This is a genomic window from Roseibium sp. LAB1, from assembly GCF_054658235.1.
In genome coordinates this window covers 449,586-465,701 of the sequence record NZ_BAAGIB010000001.1, presented here as the reverse complement: position 1 = coordinate 465,701, position 16,116 = coordinate 449,586, and the positions used below count along the sequence as shown (strand labels likewise).

Below are 16,116 nucleotides of genomic sequence, written 5' to 3'. Positions count from 1 at the left end.
TTTGATCGCTTCCGATTGAGCGTCGGTTGATCTGGTCCGGTAAAACGGGCCGATTGATGCCATGGGAGGTGATTGAATGACCGTAGCCGCAATCCTGAGTGGGAAAGGCCACGATATTATCACAGCGCGCAGCGACGCGTTGCTCAGCGAAATTTGTGAAACCCTGGCAAAACACAAGATCGGTGCCGTGGTTGTTTCTGACGAGGACGGTACCGTGGACGGCATTGTGTCAGAGCGGGACATCGTCCGTGTTGTCGGGACACAGGGCGTGTCGGCGCTGAAATTGCCGGTCTCCAACGTCATGACAAAGAGCGTTGTCACCTGCACCGAAGAAAACAACATCAACGAAGTCATGGCCCGCATGACACAGGGCAGGTTCCGCCATATGCCCGTGCTGAAAGACGGCAAGTTGAGCGGCGTGATTTCCATCGGCGATGTCGTCAAGTTCAAGATCGCGCAGGTTGAGCTCGAAGCCGAGCAGATGCGCAGCTACATCACGATGGCCTGATATGAAAAAGGCTGGCTCGAGGGCCAGCCTTTTTGCTTCGATCAGTTGATCTATTCTTCCTGCCGCGTTGCCAGAAACGCGGTGGCTTTTGCCAGCATTTCGTCGGGTTTTTCCCCGTGCCATGCCGATTGGGACATGTCCGGCAGGCGGTGAGCAATGCCCTTGTGGCAATCGATGCAGGTTTTCTCGCCGGTGAACAGGAACCGTTGGTGTGCTTCCGATGCACGTCCGCTCTGGCGGGTTATGTCCATGGAATCGGCGGAATGACAGTTCCGGCATTCCAGAGAATTGTTCGCCTTGAGCCGGGCCCATTCGTGCTGGGCCAGTTCAAGCCGATGTTCCAGAAACTTTTCCCGCGTGTTGATCGTTCCGAAGATCTTGCCCCAGACTTCCTTTGAAGCCTGCATCTTGCGGGCGATCTTGTCAGTCCATTCGTGCGGTACGTGACAATCCGGGCAGGTGGCCCGCACGCCCGAGCGGTTGGAATAGTGGATCGTCGATTTCAGCTCGGCAAAGACGTTGTCGCGCATCTCGTGACAGCCCGTGCAGAACTTTTCGGTATTGGTCAATTCCAGCGCGGTGTTGAAACCGCCCCAGAATATGATGCCCATGATAAAGCCGCCAAGCGTCAGAAAGCCGAGACTGTAATGTACGCTTGGACGGCGGATGGTGGTCCAGAGCCTTTTGAGGAAGGCCAGCATTATTTGGCTCCCTCTTTCGATTTCACATATTCAAGCACTTCGTCGACGTCGACAAAGTCGTTCTCGACCAGCGGCCGGGCGTCGGTCTGCGGCACGTGGCACTGATTGCAGAAGTACCGGCGGGGTGTCACCGAGGCCAGAAACTGGTTGTCCCGGTTCATGAAGTGCGTGATCGACACCATGGGCGCCTGGCTGACTTCAATCGCCGTGCGGGCATGACAGCTCAGGCACTTGTTGGAGTTCTTGTCGATCTGATAGCCCTCGATCGTATGCGGGATCAGCGGGGGCTGTTCGGGATAGTTCCGCACCTGGCGTATGTCCGAGTTGACCGGCTTGGGCATGGGCGCGGGTGTTCCGTTGTCAGCCAGTGGGGTTGTCGGTCGCAGGGTGGCGATGTTCTCCTGGGCCGCTGCAGCTGCGGCAACCAACAGGGCGGCGCAGGCAAGGCCGATTGCAAAGCGTTTCATGGCTCACCTCACACTGCTTCTACGCGCACGGCGCATTTCTTGAAATCGGTCTGCTTCGACAGCGGATCCGTTGCGTCCAGCGTGACCTTGTTGATCAACTGACGTGCGTCGAACCAGGGTACGAAAATCAGTCCCTTGGGTGGTTTGTTGCGGCCCCTGGTTTCCACACGGGTGAGTATCTCTCCGCGCCTGGACTTGACCCGAACCTCTGCACCGCGCCTCAGGCCGAGCGCTTCGGCATCGTCGGGGTGCATGAAGCAGAGGGCATCGGGTACGGCCTTGTAGAGTTCGGGGACGCGCTGCGTCATTGAGCCGGAGTGCCAATGTTCCAGCACCCGGCCGGTGGACAGCCAGAAAGGATAGTCCTCATCCGGGCTTTCCGCTGGCGGTTCGTAGGGCAGGGCGAAGGCGACGGCCTTGCCGTCCGGCTTGCCATAGAAATCGAACTCCGCCCCTTCCTTCACATAAGGGTCGTATTTGCCGTTGTAGCGCCAGCGGGTTTCCTTGCCGTCGACCACGGGCCAGCGGAGACCGCGAACCTGGTGGTAGGTGTCGAAGTCTGCCAGGTCGTGGCCGTGTCCGCGGCCGAACTGGGCATATTCCTCGAACAGGCCCTTCTGGATGTAAAAGCCGAAGTCATCGGCTTCGTGGTTGGCATAGTCTTCCGCCCGGTCGCTGTTGGGGAAAGCGTTCACATTGCCGTTTTCGAACAGAACCTCGTACAGCGTCTTGCCCTTGTAGTCCGGGTTGTCTGCCAGAAGCTCGGGCGGCCAGACTTCGTCCGTCGTGAAGCGCTTGGAAAATTCGACCAGCTGCCACAGGTCCGACATCGCTCCTTCCGGGGCATCGACAAGCTGGTGCCAGAACTGGGTCCGCCGCTCGGCATTGCCATAGGCGCCTTCCTTTTCAACCCACATGGCGGTTGGCAGAACAAGGTCGGCGGCCTCTGCCGTCACGGTCGGGTAGGCGTCGGACACGACGATGAAGTTTTCCGGGTTGCGATATCCCGGAAGACCTTCTTCCATCATGTTCGGGGCGGCCTGCATGTTGTTGTTGACCTGAACCCAGTAGCAGTTGATTTCGCCGTCCTTGAGTTTCCGGTTTTGTAGAACGGCGTGAGCACCGATCCATTCCGGAACTGTTCCGGCCGGCAGCTTCCAGATCTTTTCTGCCGTTGCCCGGTGCTCCGGATTTGCGACCAGGAGGTCGGCTGGCAGGCGGTGGGCGAAGGTGCCGACCTCGCGGGCGGTGCCGCAAGCGGATGGCTGACCGGTAAGGGAGAAGGGGGAATTGCCAGGCTGGGCAATTTTTCCGGTCAGGAGATGGATGTTGTAGATCAGGTTGTTCATCCAGACACCGCGAGTGTGCTGGTTTACGCCCATGGTCCACAGCGACATTACCTTGGTGTCGGGATCGGCATAAAGCTCCGCTATCTGCTGAAGCCGCTCCCTGGAAACGCCAGACTTCTCGGCTGCGTAGTCCAGCGTGTAGGGTTTTACGAATTCAGCGAACTCTTCAAGCGTCATCGGTTCGGAATCGCCGCTGCCGGCGTTGGCCGCTGCCACTTCAAGCGGATGGTCCGGCCGCAGGCCATAGCCGATGTCCTGCGCTCCCTTGCGGAAATTGACGTGGCTGGAAACGAAATCCTCGTTCACTGCGCCGGACTGGATGATGTGATTGGCAATATAGTTCGCGATGATCATGTCCGTTTGCGGAACGAACACGCCTGGTATGTCCGCCAGATCGAAGCTGCGATGCTCGAAAGTGGAAAGCACCGCGACCTTGACATGTGGATGGCTGAGGCGCCGGTCCGCGATCCTGGTCCACAGGATCGGGTGCATTTCCGCCATGTTGGAGCCCCACAGCACGAAGGCATCGGCGTTTTCGAAATCGTCGTAACAGCCCATGGGTTCGTCAATGCCGAAGGCCCGGATGAAGCCGACGACGGCAGAGGCCATGCAGTGGCGCGCGTTGGGGTCGATATTGTTGGAGCGGAAACCGGCCTTCATCAGTTTGGAAGCGGCATAGCCTTCCCAGACCGTCCATTGGCCCGACCCGAACATGCCGACTGCCTTGGGGCCCTTGGCCTTGAGGGTCGCCTTCCATTTCTCGGCCATGATGTCGAAGGCCTCGTCCCAGGACACCGGCTCGAAATCGCCGTCCTTGTCGAACTTGCCGTTCTTCTTGCGCAGGAGGGGGGTCGTCAGCCGGTCCTTGCCGTACATGATCTTCGACAGGAAATACCCTTTGACGCAGTTGAGGCCCCGGTTCACCTCCGCTTCCGCATCGCCATGGGTGGCGACGACACGGCCTGCTTTGGTGGCAACCATGATGGAGCAGCCGGTGCCGCAGAAGCGGCAGGCGGCCTTGGACCATTTCAGGTCGGTCAGGTGCGCGTGGGTGACCAGGTTCTGCGCGGCTGCGGGGACGGGAAGGCCCGCGGCAGCCGCGGCGGCCGCCACCGCCTGCGCCTTGATGACATCGCGTCTGCTTATTCCGCTCATTATGAGTCTCCTTGAAGGGAGGTGGGTGCAGCCTCGGGCGCACCGTCTGTCTGGTGGTAAACTAGGGATGCGCTCACGACGCCGGTGAACCGCTGGATGTCCGTAAGGGCCTGAACGATTTCCGCTTCGTTCGCGGTTTCCAGCGTGACGATGAGGCGTCCCTGGTCATCGGAATGGGCGATCTCGGCTCCGCCAATCGCGAGAACAGCACGCTCGACATCGGATATCGACTCGGTCCGCGCGTGGACGAGCAGACTGGCTATGTGGACAGTTACGTTCATGCTGTCTCCGCGTCCTGATCGGGATGAACAATGGCCAGGGCATCCTGCGGACAGACCGGCAGGCAGGCGCCGCAGCCCGTGCAGGCCGCCGTTTCGATTCGAAGCCGGCCAAAGGGTCGTTTGGTGAGATCTATTCTGATCGCCGAGGCAGGGCAGATATCGCGGCACACCTGGCACGCAATGCCATGATCCTGCAGGCAACCCGGCTGAAACTCAGCCTTCAGCGGCCAGGCCGGTGTACGCGCCGTGTCGAAGACATCATGCGCGCATGCGTCGGCGCACTTGCCGCAGAATGTGCAATCGCCACCATCGAAGACAACTTCCGGCCGTCCGGTGCTATCCGGTCTCAGGATAGATTCGGGGCAGGCGTCGCTACACGCATTACAGCCGGTGCAATGCGCAGCGACCGAGGCTTCGTCCGTCCAGGGTGGGCGAAGTCTCTGGATCTCCGGTTGGCTGGGCAGTTTCAGGAATGCTCTGCGGCTGGCCGAAAAATGAGGATCTGTGGGCATGACATCAGCCCGCCGGCGGCCCTAAGACCAGTTGTGACATCCAGATGATAAAGCCGTAACCGCCAACTATTGCGACGGAAAGCGCGGGGGCAAGCACAACCGCCAACAGGATGAACGCAATCCGTTCGTCCCGTTTGCTCGGAACACTGTTCTCCGCCATGGCCTCTCCCTCAGCTCGCGGTCGATCAGGAATCAGGCGCAGGATATTTTTGTTGATGTTCGCGCCTGATCAAAACTTAGGCGCAAGACAGGCTGTCGAGATATACGGGAAACTACTTATACGTTTATTGCAAAGTTGCGAAACTTTATACGTGTCAACACCTTGCACGAGGCATACGGTTCGGCGGATGCCCGGAAAACCGCGCTCAATTGTTCCCGTAGACCACGTCGGGATCATAGACACGGTCGGCTTCAACGCGTTCGAGACGCACCGATCCGTCGTCGCTCTTCACAGTTTTTCTGTAGAAACAAGAGCGATATCCCACGTGACAAGTCGCACCGTTGCCGGCAACCGAGACCTTCAGCACAAGGGCATCCTGATCGCAATCGGTCAGGATCTCGTGCACCGTCTGGATCTGACCGGAGGTTTCACCCTTTTTCCAGTAACTCTGGCGCGAACGGCTCCAGTACCAGGCTTCTCCGGTCTCGATTGTCCGCTTCAGGGCTTCGGCATTCATGTAGCCGACCATCAAGACCTCACCAGACGATACATCGGTAACGACAGCCACGATCAGCCCGTCCCGGTCGAACTTCGGCATCATCAAGTCGCCGGATTCGACCGTTTCCTTGTCGCTGCGCTCTGTCAGATGGATGTTGCACATGGGAAGAAAGCCCTTGCCGTCGTTGAAAACGCAAGGGCTTGAAAGTCAGAGGCCCTTGCCGCGTACCAGAGACATGAATTTCGCCTGCTCGGCAGGGTCGTCCTGAAATACGCCGGTGAATTGTGTGGTGATCGTGGAAACACCGGGTTTCTGGACACCGCGCATGGTCATGCACTGGTGTTCTGCTTCCAGCATCACGGCCAGGCCACGCGGGGCCAGAGCGTCGTCAATGACCGATGCGATCTGCGCAGTCAAGTTTTCCTGCGTTTGCAGACGCTTGGCGTAGATGTCAACAACGCGCGCAAGCTTGGAAAGACCAACGACACCTTCTGCCGGGTAATAGGCGATATGTGCCTCGCCGATGAAAGGCAGCATGTGGTGCTCGCAATGGGAATGGAACGGTATGCCGCGCACAAGGACGATGTCCTTGTAGCCGCCAACGTCTTCAAACGTCCTTGCAAGGTGCTCTGCCGGATCTTCGAAGTAACCGCTGTAAAGCTGGCTCAGCGCCTTGACCACGCGCTTCGGTGTTTCCACAAGACCTTCGCGGTCCGGGTCGTCACCGGTCCAGGCCAGAAGCGTGCGCACAGCAGCTTCGGCTTCTTCACGGCTTGGCCGATGCAACTGATCCGGTGACTTTCTTTCGAAGGTTTTTTCTACCGGCTTGAGGACAGCGTCCATTGGGATCCTCGCAATTTTACCCTTGTCACTCGTCATACGGCGCCCGCTGGTGCACAGATCAGAAGGTTCGGGCTTTCAAGCCGCGGACCCTTATCATACTCCAGGCAAAAAGCGAACGCACAGTTTCTGAGCGGGAGGAGCCGGTTTCTAGCGTGCATGCGTCATGCGAAAGACCAACTGCGACCACTCTGCCCCTTGCGAATTTGCCGTGGCGTCTGATGTATATATATGAAAGCAGTGCGCCATCAATGTGTCGCGCATCACAGGCATTCACGAAGAGGCGAGTTATGCTCGACGACATTTATAACGCGAAGATCCTCGAATTCGCAGGAAATATCCCGCGGATCGGCCGTCTCGAGCATCCGGACGCAAGCGCAAAAGCCCATTCCAAACTGTGCGGTTCCACTGTCATCGTGGATCTTTGCATGAAGGACGGCGTGGTGACGGATTTTGCTCATGACGTCAAAGCCTGCGCGCTTGGTCAGGCGTCTTCCTCGATCATGGCCCGGAACGTCATCGGCGCGAGCGGGGCTGAACTGCGCGAGGTGCAGAAGACCATGCGGGCCATGCTGAAGGAGGGTGGAGAGGCGCCTTCGGGCCGTTTTGAAGATCTGAAGTTTCTGGAACCGGTGCGCGAGTACAAGGCCCGGCACGCGTCAACGATGCTGACATTCGATGCCGTCGTCGATGCGCTCGACCAGATCGAAGTCAAGAAGAAGGCAGACGGTGCCGCAGCTTGAGGTCATCTACACCGGATCGGACCGGGAAAAAGGCCACGGAACGCTTGGGGGCCGATGCGGTCCTACATGTTCATGGGGCCATCGGTTTCGCAGCTGGACAAGTTGGGCTTCTCATGGCAGCTCCCTTCAGAAGACAGGAGCGGCCAATACTCGGTGAGATCGGATGATGGGCAAACTATCCCCTTCCAGATGGCTTTCGAACGTTGCCTTTGAACATCGATAATGTGCAATAGACACAGCCCCAAAAACACACCTAAAAACCGGCTGGGTCCAGGCGGGATGATCGCAATCGCCCTGATCTGGATCTACCGTCATTCCCTGTCGCTCTTCATGGGGCGCACCTGCCGCTATGCGCCGACCTGCTCGGATTATACCGAGCAGTCCATTCGCAGGTTCGGTTTCTGGGCCGGGGGCTGGGTCGGCCTGTCTCGCGTTCTCAGATGCAATCCCTGGGGTGCTTCCGGTTTCGACCCGGTTCCCGACACCCTGCCGCCGGATGCGCGCTGGTTTTTGCCATGGCGCTACGGTCATTGGACCGGCAGGCACATACCGAAGGAACACCGGCTGGACTAGACACCCGGTCAGGTAAAAGTTGACCTAGGGTCAGGTCAATGCAACGCTTGCTCTTCAGGCCAAAAGGCGGAGGGAAGAATGAGCGGACGCGACTTCCATTTCGTAATGATCAAACCAACCCATTACGACGACGACGGTTACCCGATCCAGTGGCTTCGTTCTGCAATTCCCTCCAACACGCTCGCCAGTCTGAACGGCTTGGCAGAAGCTGCGCGAGACCGCGCAGTACTTGAGAAGGATGTTCGCATCCACCTTCACACCTACGATGAAACCAACAAGCGGGTTCATCCCGAAAAGATTGCGGCTCAGATCCGAAAGGCAGGCGGAAAGGCCCTGATCGCGCTGGTCGGGGTCCAGTCAAACCAGTTCCCCCGGGCGAGCGACCTTGCGCGCAGATTTCTGAACCTGGGCCTGCCGGTTGCCATCGGTGGATTTCACGTATCGGGTTGCATTTCCATGCTGGATGAGATGCCAGCGGAAATGGTCGAGTTACAGCGGGAAGGCGTCGTCTATTTTGCAGGCGAGGCGGAGGACGGACGGCTCGACACCGTGTTTCGGGACGCCTTTTCAGGGGATCTGAAACCGCTCTATGATTTCATGGCGGACTTGCCTTCGCTGGAGGGGGAGCCGACACCGATCCTTCCCTCTCAGCACATCCGTTTCACTGCCGGATCGCATTCAAGTTTCGATCTTGGCCGTGGTTGCCCGTTTCAGTGTTCCTTCTGCACGATCATCAACGTGCAGGGTCGCAAGAGCCGGTTTCGGTCGGCCGACGATCTGGAGCGGATCATTCGCGACAACGTCGCACAGGGCATCGACCGCTTCTTCATCACCGACGACAATTTCGCCCGCAACCGTGAATGGGAGCGGCTGTTCGATCGGCTGATTCTGCTGAGGGAGCAGGAGAATTTCGACATCAAGTTCATCATCCAGGTGGATACGCTCTGCCACAGGATTGACGGTTTCATCGAGAAAGCGGCGCGGGCCGGCGTCAACCGGGTCTTTATCGGTCTTGAAAACATCAATCCGGACAATCTGCTGGCCGCGAAGAAGCGGCAGAACAAGATCACCGAATACCGCGAAATGCTGCAGAAATGGCGGGCGCATGGTGCGACCACCTATGCCGGTTACATCATCGGCTTTCCGGGTGATACGAAAGAGTCGGTCCTGCATGACGTCGAGATCATCAAGAAGGAGCTTCCTCTCGATCTGCTCGAGTTCTTCTACCTGACACCATTGCCAGGCTCCGAGGATCACAAGGTGCTGCTCGACAAAGGCATCTGGATGGATCCGGATCTCAACAAGTATGACCTCAATCACCGGGTGAACCATCACCCGAAAATGAGCGACGAGGATTGGGAGGATGCCTATCGGCAAGCCTGGGCAAGCTACTATTCAGATGGCCACATCGAGACGGTTCTGCGCCGGGCCGCTGCACACCGAAAGGGCCGTCCGGGCAACAAGCTGTTCCTGATGATGTGGTTCAAGCTGATGGTCGAATGCGAGGGCGTTCATCCGCTGGAAGGCGGCTACTTCCGTCTGAAATTCCGGACCGACCGACGCGGTGGCCTGCCGCTTGAAAATCCGCTTGCCTTTTATCCGCGCTATCTGGCCGAAATCGTCGCCAAACATTGGATCTATCTGTCCGCCGTCTGGCGGGTTTACCGGATCTACCGGAAGGTCAAGGCATCGCCTGACAGGCGGACCTATTCCGACCTTGCCATCGCGCCGATGAACCGGAGCGAAGAAGAGGATCTGGCGATGATCCGGGAAACGCGTGGCGGCGCGGAAGCGGTTGCCAAACAGCTTCGCGATGCAGCGCTCTCCAAGGCCGGAAAAGACAGGGCGAAGGCAGCTTCGGCCCTATGATGGAGAGGCCGTAGCCTTGCGCCGAAGCAGCCGCCAGCCGAAGGTCATGCCCATCGCGGCAATGATGATCGCAGCCGCTCCGACAAGCTGCAGCGGTTTCAGCTGATGGCCGAAGGCAGCATAATCGATAAGGATCGCCACCACCGGATAAATGAAGGAAAAGGCACCTTGCAGATAGGTCGGCAGCTTCTGCACGGCGCCATACATGAGGATATACATCAACCCCGTGTGAACGGCGCCAAGCGTGACAAGCGAGCCCCAGGCGATTGTACCTTCCGGCAGAGCGTTCCAGCTGACGAAGGGGGCAAGCATCAGGATGCCGACACAGACCTGTACCAGGGCGATCAGCTGTGGAGGCGTTCCCGTCAGCTTCTTGGTCAGCAGGGCTGCGACAGCCCAGAAAAAGGCTGCGCCGAGCGAGAGTGCTATGCCGAGTGCATAATTTGAACCGGCGTATTCGACAGCGCCGGGTTTTGCCTGGACGATCAGCAGGACACCGGCAAAGGCAATGACCAGCCAGCCGAGCTTGTTGACGGTGATCCGTTCTCCCAGAAACAGAATGCCGAAGCCGACCAGGATGAACGGCTGGGTATTGTAGACAGCGGTTGCCACGCCGATGGATGCCTCGGAATAGGCAGTGAAGAGCATTGCCCAGTTCACGACGATGGCAACGCCCCCTATGGCGGCAACGGCCAGTTTTTTCCAGGTCAGGTGCCGGTGGAGTAGGCCCTGGGCAGAACAGATGACAAGCAGCGCCAACGCACCGAAGGCGCAGCGCCAGAACACAACGTCGATGGCGCCCTGGCCGGAAAGGACCACGAAAAGTCCTATCGTTCCCAGAATGGTCATGGCGGCAGTCATTTCGGTGGCGCCGCGCATTGTCTTGTCCATTTTTGCCTCCAAGCGTTTCAGGATGGCCTTCATTCTGCCAAGGAGATGGATGCGAGTACTTTTGAAAAATCAACAGAAACTGGTATTGTTTTGTGGAATGTAAGCTTATCTGCCGATTGGTGTTTCGAAATGAAGATGGATGAGACGGATATCAAGATCGTTGAAGCCTTGATTGACGACGCGCGCATGTCGTTGAAAGACCTGGCCGCTCACGTGGGATTGTCGTCGCCCGGTGTTTCGGAGCGGATCCGCCGTCTGCAGGAGCGCGGCGTCATTCGCCGCTTTACCGTGGATATTGATCCGAAGGTGCTTGGATACAGTCTGCAGGCGATCGTGCGCATTCGACCACTGCCTGGAAAGCTGCATATCGTGCAGCAACTCATTCAGGAAATTCCCGAGTTTTGCGAGTGCGACAAGGTCACGGGAGAAGACTGTTTCGTCGCCCGACTTGCCATTCCTTCCATCGATCAGCTCGACGGAATTCTGGACCGGATTTCGGACAAGGCGGAAACCAGCACCTCGATTGTCAAATCCCAGCCGATCCGCCGCCGTCCGCCGCCTTTGGCTGTGGCTGAGAAGGCCTCTTGAGGCCTGCGTTTCCGGGCCGTTAAGGCCTGAATGCAAAATGTGTTGCCGCAACGAAAATTCTCAAAGACAGCACCTGCAAATCGGTGTATTCCGCAAAGGCCGCCGACCGGTCCGTGCAGTCTCGAAACTGCCTCAGGGCCGTCGCCAATGTTGGATGGAGACCGGGTGCGGCGCACCGGCCTTTGGGTCTTTCAAGGCACCATGGACAAGGCTTCGCCCCAGGCCGAAACCGGGGATATTCTCATTCGCACTGCCGAGCCCGGCGATCTCGCCGAGCTGTTTCGCATTGAAAACGCCGCCTTCGCCGGCGATCGCATTTCCCGGCGAAGCTTCAGGCGATTTCTGGAGAGCCCTCGCGCACGCCTTTTGGTCGCAACCGGTCCAGACGGACTGGTTGGGTACGCGCTGCTGCTCTTGCGCCAGGCAACCGCGCTGGCGCGGCTCTATTCGCTTGCTGTGGATCCGGCCTGCCGGGGGCAGGGGCTTGGCGCAAAGCTGCTGGAAGCGTCCGAAGTTGCCGCCTTCGACAGCGAACGCATTGTGCTGCGGCTTGAGGTGCGGGCGGACAACGAGGCCGCCATCGCACTTTATCGGCGCAGCGGCTACCGCATGCTTGGCAGGGTGGAGGCCTATTACGAGGACGGTTGCGCGGCGCTGCGTATGGAAAAGCTGCTGCATGGCCCGGTACTGGGCACAGGCAACGCGCCGTATTACTCCCAGACGACCGAATTCACCTGTGGTCCGGCCTGTGCGCTGATGGCGGCCCGGCACTTCGACCGGTCGGTACCCGCGGAACCGTTGACAGAGCTCACGCTCTGGCGGGAGGCGACGACGATCTATCTCGCCTCGGGACATGGCGGCTGCGGCCCGTTTGGCCTTGCCAATGCCTTGGCGCGGCGCGGGCTTGCCGTCGAGGTTCGGCTGTTTCCCGATGATCTTCTGTTTCTCAACTCCGTCCGCAATCCGGAAAAGCGCAAGGTGCTGACACTGGTTCAGGAAGGGTACCGGACGGAAGCCGGTCAGCTTGGTGTTGTGCGCTCGGAAAACCCCTTGGAAGCAACAGCACTGGCGACCGAGATTTCAGGTGGAACGCTCGCGATCGTGCTCATTTCCGGCTACCGCATGTTCGGCCAGAAAGTTCCGCACTGGGTGCTCGTACACGATGCAGACGACCGCCATCTGATCATTCATGATCCGTGGCTGGAGCGGGAACGCCACGAAAGCCCTGCAGATGCCGCCAACCTTCCCATTCCCTTTGCCGAATTCGACCGCATGGCCCGTTGGGGCCGGACAGCGGTTCGTGCCCAAATCCTGATACGAAAGGACGCCTGATCCTATGTCTTCCTGGGTCATTCTGGTCGACAACCTCAAAGACCTCTCCAACACGGAAACGCCACACAAGGTCATGACCGTGCGGGAGTATCTGACACACCCGAAGCTGTTCACCGGCGCCAAGCCGACCATTCTCAACCTGGCCCGGTCCTACGCCTATCAGGGGGCTGGTTATTACGCTTCGCTTCTGGCCGAGGCGCGTCAGCACCGGGTGGTGCCGGTTGTCGAGACCATGATCGAACTGTCCCGCAAGCAGCTCTATCAGCATGCCTTGCCGGAACTTGAAGACCGGCTGAACCGCTGTCTTCGCAAGATGGCGCCGGAAGCTGCCGGTGCGGTTACAAGACTGCTGGTCTATCTCGGCCAGGTTGGAGATCCCGCGCTTGAGCCGTTCGCCCGGCTGCTGTTCGACTGGTTCCGCGCTCCGGTGCTGGAAGTGCTGCTGGAAGAGGGCGAGTGGCGCAGCATCAAGCGGATCCGCGTGCTGGCAGTGAACGATCTCGTGGCTGATGAACGTGCGCATTTTCTGGCTGCGGTCGAAAGCTACACGACGCGTCCATGGCGGGCTCCCAAACAGCGCGCCTTGATGAAATATTCCATGGCCGTACTTTCCGACTCCAGGGAAGAACTGCCGCCGTCTTCCATCGCCTCGCTGAAACACATGGCCAAGGTGGCAGCGCGCCACGGCGTTGAAGTCGTGCCGATCGGCAAGGGAGATCTCGACAAGCTGGCGCAATACGACGCCTTGTTCATTCGCGAGACCACCAACATCGACAATCACACCTACCGTTTTGCCAGGCGCGCCGTACAGGAAGGCATGCCGGTGATCGACGATCCGGTTTCGATGATCCGCTGTACCAACAAAGTCTATCTGACCGAGCTTCTGGCAAGCCATGGCATCGCGACACCCAAGACCATCGTTCTGTCTTCCCTGAAAGAAGCGGACGATCTGGAAGCCAGGCTCGGCTCACCGATCGTTCTGAAGATCCCTGACGGATCGTTCAGCCGCGGTGTTTTCCGGGTGACGGGCGCAGAAGCCATCAAGGAGAAGCTGAAGGAGCTTTTCCAGGAAAGCGCCATTCTGCTTGCCCAGGAATATTGCCCGACGGACTACGACTGGCGCATTGGTGTGCTGGACGGCGAGCCGTTGTTTGCCTGCCAGTATCTGATGGCCAAGAAACACTGGCAGATCGTGCGCCACGAGACCGGCAAGAAAGCCGTTGAAGGCGGGTTCAAGACGGTTTCCATGGCCGAAACGCCACCGGCCGTGATCGATATAGCGGTCCGTGCTGCACGCCTGATCGGTGATGGTCTTTACGGGGTCGACCTCAAGGTGATCGGAGAGCGGGTGGTTGTCATTGAGATCAACGACAATCCAAACCTCGATCACGGGGTCGAGGATCTTGCCGAGAAGGATGCAGTCTGGGATCAGCTGATCCGCTGGTTCGTGCGTCGCCTCGAAGTGCGGTAAGGCAACATCAAAGGCCCATTCAAGGGAAATGCTTCGGAAAAGGTTGCCGGATTAGTCTGAATCCCGTATGCCCGGCCCGTTCCACTTCCTTTGAACAGCTTACCTGCCTTGTCTGCAGGAGTGAGCAGGAGAAAACCGATGATTGAACTTACTTTCCCCGACAATTCCGTGCGCGAATACGAGGCAGGCACCACTGGTCTGGCCGTCGCCGAAGGCATTTCCAAGTCGCTGGCCAAGAAGGCCGTGGCAATGGCTCTCGACGGGGAACTGAAAGATCTCACCGACCCGATCAGCGGCAATCACCAGATCGAGATCGTCACCCGCGATGACCCGCGCGCCCTGGAACTGATCCGCCACGATGCGGCCCACGTCATGGCTGAAGCCGTGCAGGAGCTTTGGCCCGGTACCCAGGTGACCATCGGTCCGGTGATCGAAAACGGCTTCTACTACGACTTCAAGCGCGTCCATCCGGACACGGGCGCCGACTGGCCATTCACGCCGGAAGAGCTGCCGGTCATCGAAAAGAAGATGCGCGAGATTATCGGCCGGGGTGCCCAGTTCACCAAGGAAGTGTGGAGCCGTGACGAAGCGAAACGCTATTTCGCTGCCAAGGGCGAGGACTACAAGGTCGAGCTGGTCGATGCCATTCCTGAAGACCAGGAGCTCAAGATCTACAAGCAGGGCCAATGGCTGGACCTGTGCCGGGGCCCGCATATGGTCTCCACCCGGCAGATCGGCGATGCCTTCAAGCTGATGAAGGTGGCCGGAGCCTACTGGCGCGGCGACAGCAACAACGAGATGCTGACGCGCATCTACGCAACGGCCTGGCACAGCGAGAAGGAGCTGAAAGGCTACCTTCACATGCTGGAAGAAGCCGAGAAGCGCGACCACCGCAAGCTGGGCCGGGAAATGGACCTGTTCCATTTCCAGGAAGAAGGTCCGGGCGTGGTCTTCTGGCACCCGAAGGGCTGGGACATGTTCCAGAGCCTGATTGCCTACAAGCGCCGGGTCCTGAAGGACACCTACAAGGAAGTGAACGCACCGCAGGTGCTGCACACGTCGCTCTGGGAAACCTCCGGTCACTGGACCTGGTACAAGGAGAACATGTTCTCCGTGCAGTGTGCCGATCCGGAAGCCGAGGACGAGCGCGTCTTCGCGCTGAAGCCGATGAACTGCCCCGGTCACGTGCAGATCTTCAAGCACGGGCTGAAGAGCTACCGCGACCTGCCGATGCGTCTTGCCGAATTCGGGACGGTGCACCGGTATGAACCGTCGGGAGCGCTGCACGGCCTGATGCGGGTGCGCGGCTTTACACAGGATGACGCCCACGTTTTCTGCACCGAAGAGCAGATGGCGGACGAATGCCTGAAAATCAACGATCTGATTCTGTCGGTCTACAAGGACTTCGGCTTTGAAGAGATCGTGGTGAAATTGTCCACCCGCCCGGAAAAGCGCGTTGGCACCGACGAGGCGTGGGATCATGCCGAAGCGATCATGTCCGATGTTCTGAAGCAAATCGAAGCCCAGTCGGGTGGCCGGGTGAAAACAGACATCCTGCCGGGCGAGGGCGCTTTCTACGGGCCGAAGTTCGAATACACCCTGCGTGATGCCATCGGTCGTGAATGGCAGTGCGGCACGACGCAGGTCGACTTCAACCTGCCGGAACGCTTTGGTGCCTTCTATGTCGACAAGGACGGCGAGAAGAAGACGCCGGTGATGATCCACCGCGCGATCTGCGGCTCCATGGAACGGTTCCTTGGCATCCTGATCGAGAACTTCGCCGGGCACTTCCCGCTGTGGTTCGCCCCGCTCCAGATCGTGGTCGCAACGATCACATCGGAAGCGGATGACTACGGCCAGGAAGTCGCGGATCTGCTCAAGGCGAAAGGTCTCAAGGTCGAGACCGATTTCCGCAACGAGAAGATCAATTACAAGGTCCGCGAACATTCGCTGGCCAAGGTGCCGGTGATCATCGTTTGCGGCATGCGCGAAGCCGAGGAGCGGACCGTGAACGTTCGCCGTCTTGGTTCCAAGGACCAGACCCCGATGGGCCTCGACGAGGCGATTGCGGCGTTTGTCGAAGAAGCGACACCGCCGGACCTGAAGTAAGGTTTTCCCCGTCATTAAGGGAAAATCTGACAGCTTGCACATTGCCCTGGCAACAGGGCAATGTGCCG

17 protein-coding genes are annotated in these 16,116 nt (G+C 58.8%); 8 read left to right on the top strand and 9 right to left on the bottom strand.

Features of this window, described 5'->3' with window-relative positions:
- Positions 1–76 precede the first annotated feature (76 nt).
- Positions 77–508, top strand: a complete 432-nt coding sequence (locus ACYQ54_RS02210) for a CBS domain-containing protein (protein ID WP_460078883.1) — start codon at positions 77–79, stop codon at positions 506–508.
- A 50-nt stretch (positions 509–558) separates the two neighbouring features.
- On the opposite strand, the gene ACYQ54_RS02205 is transcribed toward ACYQ54_RS02210, so the two are convergent.
- The 8 genes from ACYQ54_RS02205 to folE all read right to left on the bottom strand — a co-directional run bounded on the left by ACYQ54_RS02205 (position 559) and on the right by folE (position 6,475).
- Positions 559–1,209: a cytochrome c3 family protein gene (locus ACYQ54_RS02205; RefSeq protein ID WP_460078881.1), complete on the bottom strand. Its 651-nt coding sequence runs from the start codon at positions 1,207–1,209 to the stop codon at positions 559–561.
- The gene (locus ACYQ54_RS02200; protein ID WP_460078878.1) at positions 1,209–1,676 is read right to left on the bottom strand and encodes a nitrate reductase cytochrome c-type subunit; all 468 of its coding nucleotides are present in this window, start codon (positions 1,674–1,676) and stop codon (positions 1,209–1,211) included. The genes ACYQ54_RS02205 and ACYQ54_RS02200 overlap by 1 nt, the downstream gene beginning before the upstream one ends.
- 8 nt (positions 1,677–1,684) lie before the next feature.
- Entirely contained in the window at positions 1,685–4,180 is a 2,496-nt protein-coding gene (gene napA / locus ACYQ54_RS02195; RefSeq protein ID WP_460078877.1) for a periplasmic nitrate reductase subunit alpha, read from the bottom strand.
- Complete coding sequence (locus tag ACYQ54_RS02190; protein ID WP_460078876.1) at positions 4,180–4,461, bottom strand: chaperone NapD; 282 nt, start codon at positions 4,459–4,461, stop codon at positions 4,180–4,182. Before ACYQ54_RS02190 ends, napA begins: the two co-directional genes overlap by 1 nt.
- Entirely contained in the window at positions 4,458–4,973 is a 516-nt protein-coding gene (locus ACYQ54_RS02185) for a ferredoxin-type protein NapF (RefSeq protein WP_460078874.1), read from the bottom strand. Before ACYQ54_RS02185 ends, ACYQ54_RS02190 begins: the two co-directional genes overlap by 4 nt.
- Before the next feature lie 4 nt (positions 4,974–4,977).
- Positions 4,978–5,133 carry a periplasmic nitrate reductase, NapE protein gene (napE, locus tag ACYQ54_RS02180; RefSeq protein WP_460078871.1) on the bottom strand — a complete coding sequence of 52 codons (156 nt, stop codon included), beginning with the start codon at positions 5,131–5,133 and terminating at the stop codon, positions 4,978–4,980.
- Positions 5,134–5,338: 205 nt separating this feature from the next.
- Positions 5,339–5,794: a phosphoribosyl-AMP cyclohydrolase gene (gene hisI / locus ACYQ54_RS02175; RefSeq protein WP_460078869.1), complete on the bottom strand. Its 456-nt coding sequence runs from the start codon at positions 5,792–5,794 to the stop codon at positions 5,339–5,341.
- Positions 5,795–5,839: 45 nt separating this feature from the next.
- On the bottom strand, positions 5,840–6,475 hold the full coding sequence (folE, locus tag ACYQ54_RS02170; RefSeq protein WP_023001090.1) for a GTP cyclohydrolase I FolE: 636 nt from the start codon (positions 6,473–6,475) through the stop codon (positions 5,840–5,842).
- A 287-nt stretch (positions 6,476–6,762) separates the two neighbouring features.
- Here folE and ACYQ54_RS02165 point away from each other — a divergent pair, with 287 nt between their 5' ends.
- The 3 genes from ACYQ54_RS02165 (at position 6,763) to ACYQ54_RS02155 (ending at position 9,657) form a co-directional block, all read left to right on the top strand.
- Positions 6,763–7,215: an iron-sulfur cluster assembly scaffold protein gene (locus ACYQ54_RS02165; RefSeq protein ID WP_460078866.1), complete on the top strand. Its 453-nt coding sequence runs from the start codon at positions 6,763–6,765 to the stop codon at positions 7,213–7,215.
- Between the two features lie 279 nt (positions 7,216–7,494).
- The gene (yidD, locus tag ACYQ54_RS02160) at positions 7,495–7,788 is read left to right on the top strand and encodes a membrane protein insertion efficiency factor YidD (RefSeq protein WP_460078865.1); all 294 of its coding nucleotides are present in this window, start codon (positions 7,495–7,497) and stop codon (positions 7,786–7,788) included.
- A 78-nt stretch (positions 7,789–7,866) separates the two neighbouring features.
- Positions 7,867–9,657 carry a B12-binding domain-containing radical SAM protein gene (locus ACYQ54_RS02155; protein ID WP_460078863.1) on the top strand — a complete coding sequence of 597 codons (1,791 nt, stop codon included), beginning with the start codon at positions 7,867–7,869 and terminating at the stop codon, positions 9,655–9,657.
- Here ACYQ54_RS02155 and ACYQ54_RS02150 read toward each other — a convergent pair.
- A complete protein-coding gene (locus ACYQ54_RS02150; protein WP_460078861.1) occupies positions 9,652–10,548 on the bottom strand; it encodes a DMT family transporter in 897 nt (298 codons plus the stop codon). The two genes, ACYQ54_RS02155 and ACYQ54_RS02150, sit on opposite strands and share 6 nt — an antisense overlap.
- A 135-nt stretch (positions 10,549–10,683) precedes the next feature.
- Between ACYQ54_RS02150 and ACYQ54_RS02145 the strand changes: the two genes are divergently transcribed.
- The 4 genes from ACYQ54_RS02145 (at position 10,684) to thrS (ending at position 16,048) form a co-directional block, all read left to right on the top strand.
- Positions 10,684–11,136: an Lrp/AsnC family transcriptional regulator gene (locus ACYQ54_RS02145; RefSeq protein ID WP_460078860.1), complete on the top strand. Its 453-nt coding sequence runs from the start codon at positions 10,684–10,686 to the stop codon at positions 11,134–11,136.
- Between the two features lie 147 nt (positions 11,137–11,283).
- Complete coding sequence (locus ACYQ54_RS02140; protein WP_460078858.1) at positions 11,284–12,468, top strand: GNAT family N-acetyltransferase/peptidase C39 family protein; 1,185 nt, start codon at positions 11,284–11,286, stop codon at positions 12,466–12,468.
- Positions 12,469–12,472: 4 nt separating this feature from the next.
- The gene (locus tag ACYQ54_RS02135; protein ID WP_460078856.1) at positions 12,473–13,939 is read left to right on the top strand and encodes a RimK family protein; all 1,467 of its coding nucleotides are present in this window, start codon (positions 12,473–12,475) and stop codon (positions 13,937–13,939) included.
- Positions 13,940–14,077: 138 nt separating this feature from the next.
- The gene (gene thrS, locus ACYQ54_RS02130; RefSeq protein ID WP_460078853.1) at positions 14,078–16,048 is read left to right on the top strand and encodes a threonine--tRNA ligase; all 1,971 of its coding nucleotides are present in this window, start codon (positions 14,078–14,080) and stop codon (positions 16,046–16,048) included.
- Positions 16,049–16,116 lie beyond the last annotated feature (68 nt).

Coding starts and splice junctions, on each gene's coding strand:
- ACYQ54_RS02210 (WP_460078883.1), top strand. CDS start 77: ATGACCGTAGCCGCAATCCTGAGTGGGAAAGGCCACGATATTATCACA.
- ACYQ54_RS02205 (WP_460078881.1), bottom strand. CDS start 1,209: ATGCTGGCCTTCCTCAAAAGGCTCTGGACCACCATCCGCCGTCCAAGC.
- ACYQ54_RS02200 (WP_460078878.1), bottom strand. CDS start 1,676: ATGAAACGCTTTGCAATCGGCCTTGCCTGCGCCGCCCTGTTGGTTGCC.
- napA (WP_460078877.1), bottom strand. CDS start 4,180: ATGAGCGGAATAAGCAGACGCGATGTCATCAAGGCGCAGGCGGTGGCG.
- ACYQ54_RS02190 (WP_460078876.1), bottom strand. CDS start 4,461: ATGAACGTAACTGTCCACATAGCCAGTCTGCTCGTCCACGCGCGGACC.
- ACYQ54_RS02185 (WP_460078874.1), bottom strand. CDS start 4,973: ATGCCCACAGATCCTCATTTTTCGGCCAGCCGCAGAGCATTCCTGAAA.
- napE (WP_460078871.1), bottom strand. CDS start 5,133: ATGGCGGAGAACAGTGTTCCGAGCAAACGGGACGAACGGATTGCGTTC.
- hisI (WP_460078869.1), bottom strand. CDS start 5,794: ATGTGCAACATCCATCTGACAGAGCGCAGCGACAAGGAAACGGTCGAA.
- folE (WP_023001090.1), bottom strand. CDS start 6,475: ATGGACGCTGTCCTCAAGCCGGTAGAAAAAACCTTCGAAAGAAAGTCA.
- ACYQ54_RS02165 (WP_460078866.1), top strand. CDS start 6,763: ATGCTCGACGACATTTATAACGCGAAGATCCTCGAATTCGCAGGAAAT.
- yidD (WP_460078865.1), top strand. CDS start 7,495: ATGATCGCAATCGCCCTGATCTGGATCTACCGTCATTCCCTGTCGCTC.
- ACYQ54_RS02155 (WP_460078863.1), top strand. CDS start 7,867: ATGAGCGGACGCGACTTCCATTTCGTAATGATCAAACCAACCCATTAC.
- ACYQ54_RS02150 (WP_460078861.1), bottom strand. CDS start 10,548: ATGGACAAGACAATGCGCGGCGCCACCGAAATGACTGCCGCCATGACC.
- ACYQ54_RS02145 (WP_460078860.1), top strand. CDS start 10,684: ATGGATGAGACGGATATCAAGATCGTTGAAGCCTTGATTGACGACGCG.
- ACYQ54_RS02140 (WP_460078858.1), top strand. CDS start 11,284: ATGTTGGATGGAGACCGGGTGCGGCGCACCGGCCTTTGGGTCTTTCAA.
- ACYQ54_RS02135 (WP_460078856.1), top strand. CDS start 12,473: ATGTCTTCCTGGGTCATTCTGGTCGACAACCTCAAAGACCTCTCCAAC.
- thrS (WP_460078853.1), top strand. CDS start 14,078: ATGATTGAACTTACTTTCCCCGACAATTCCGTGCGCGAATACGAGGCA.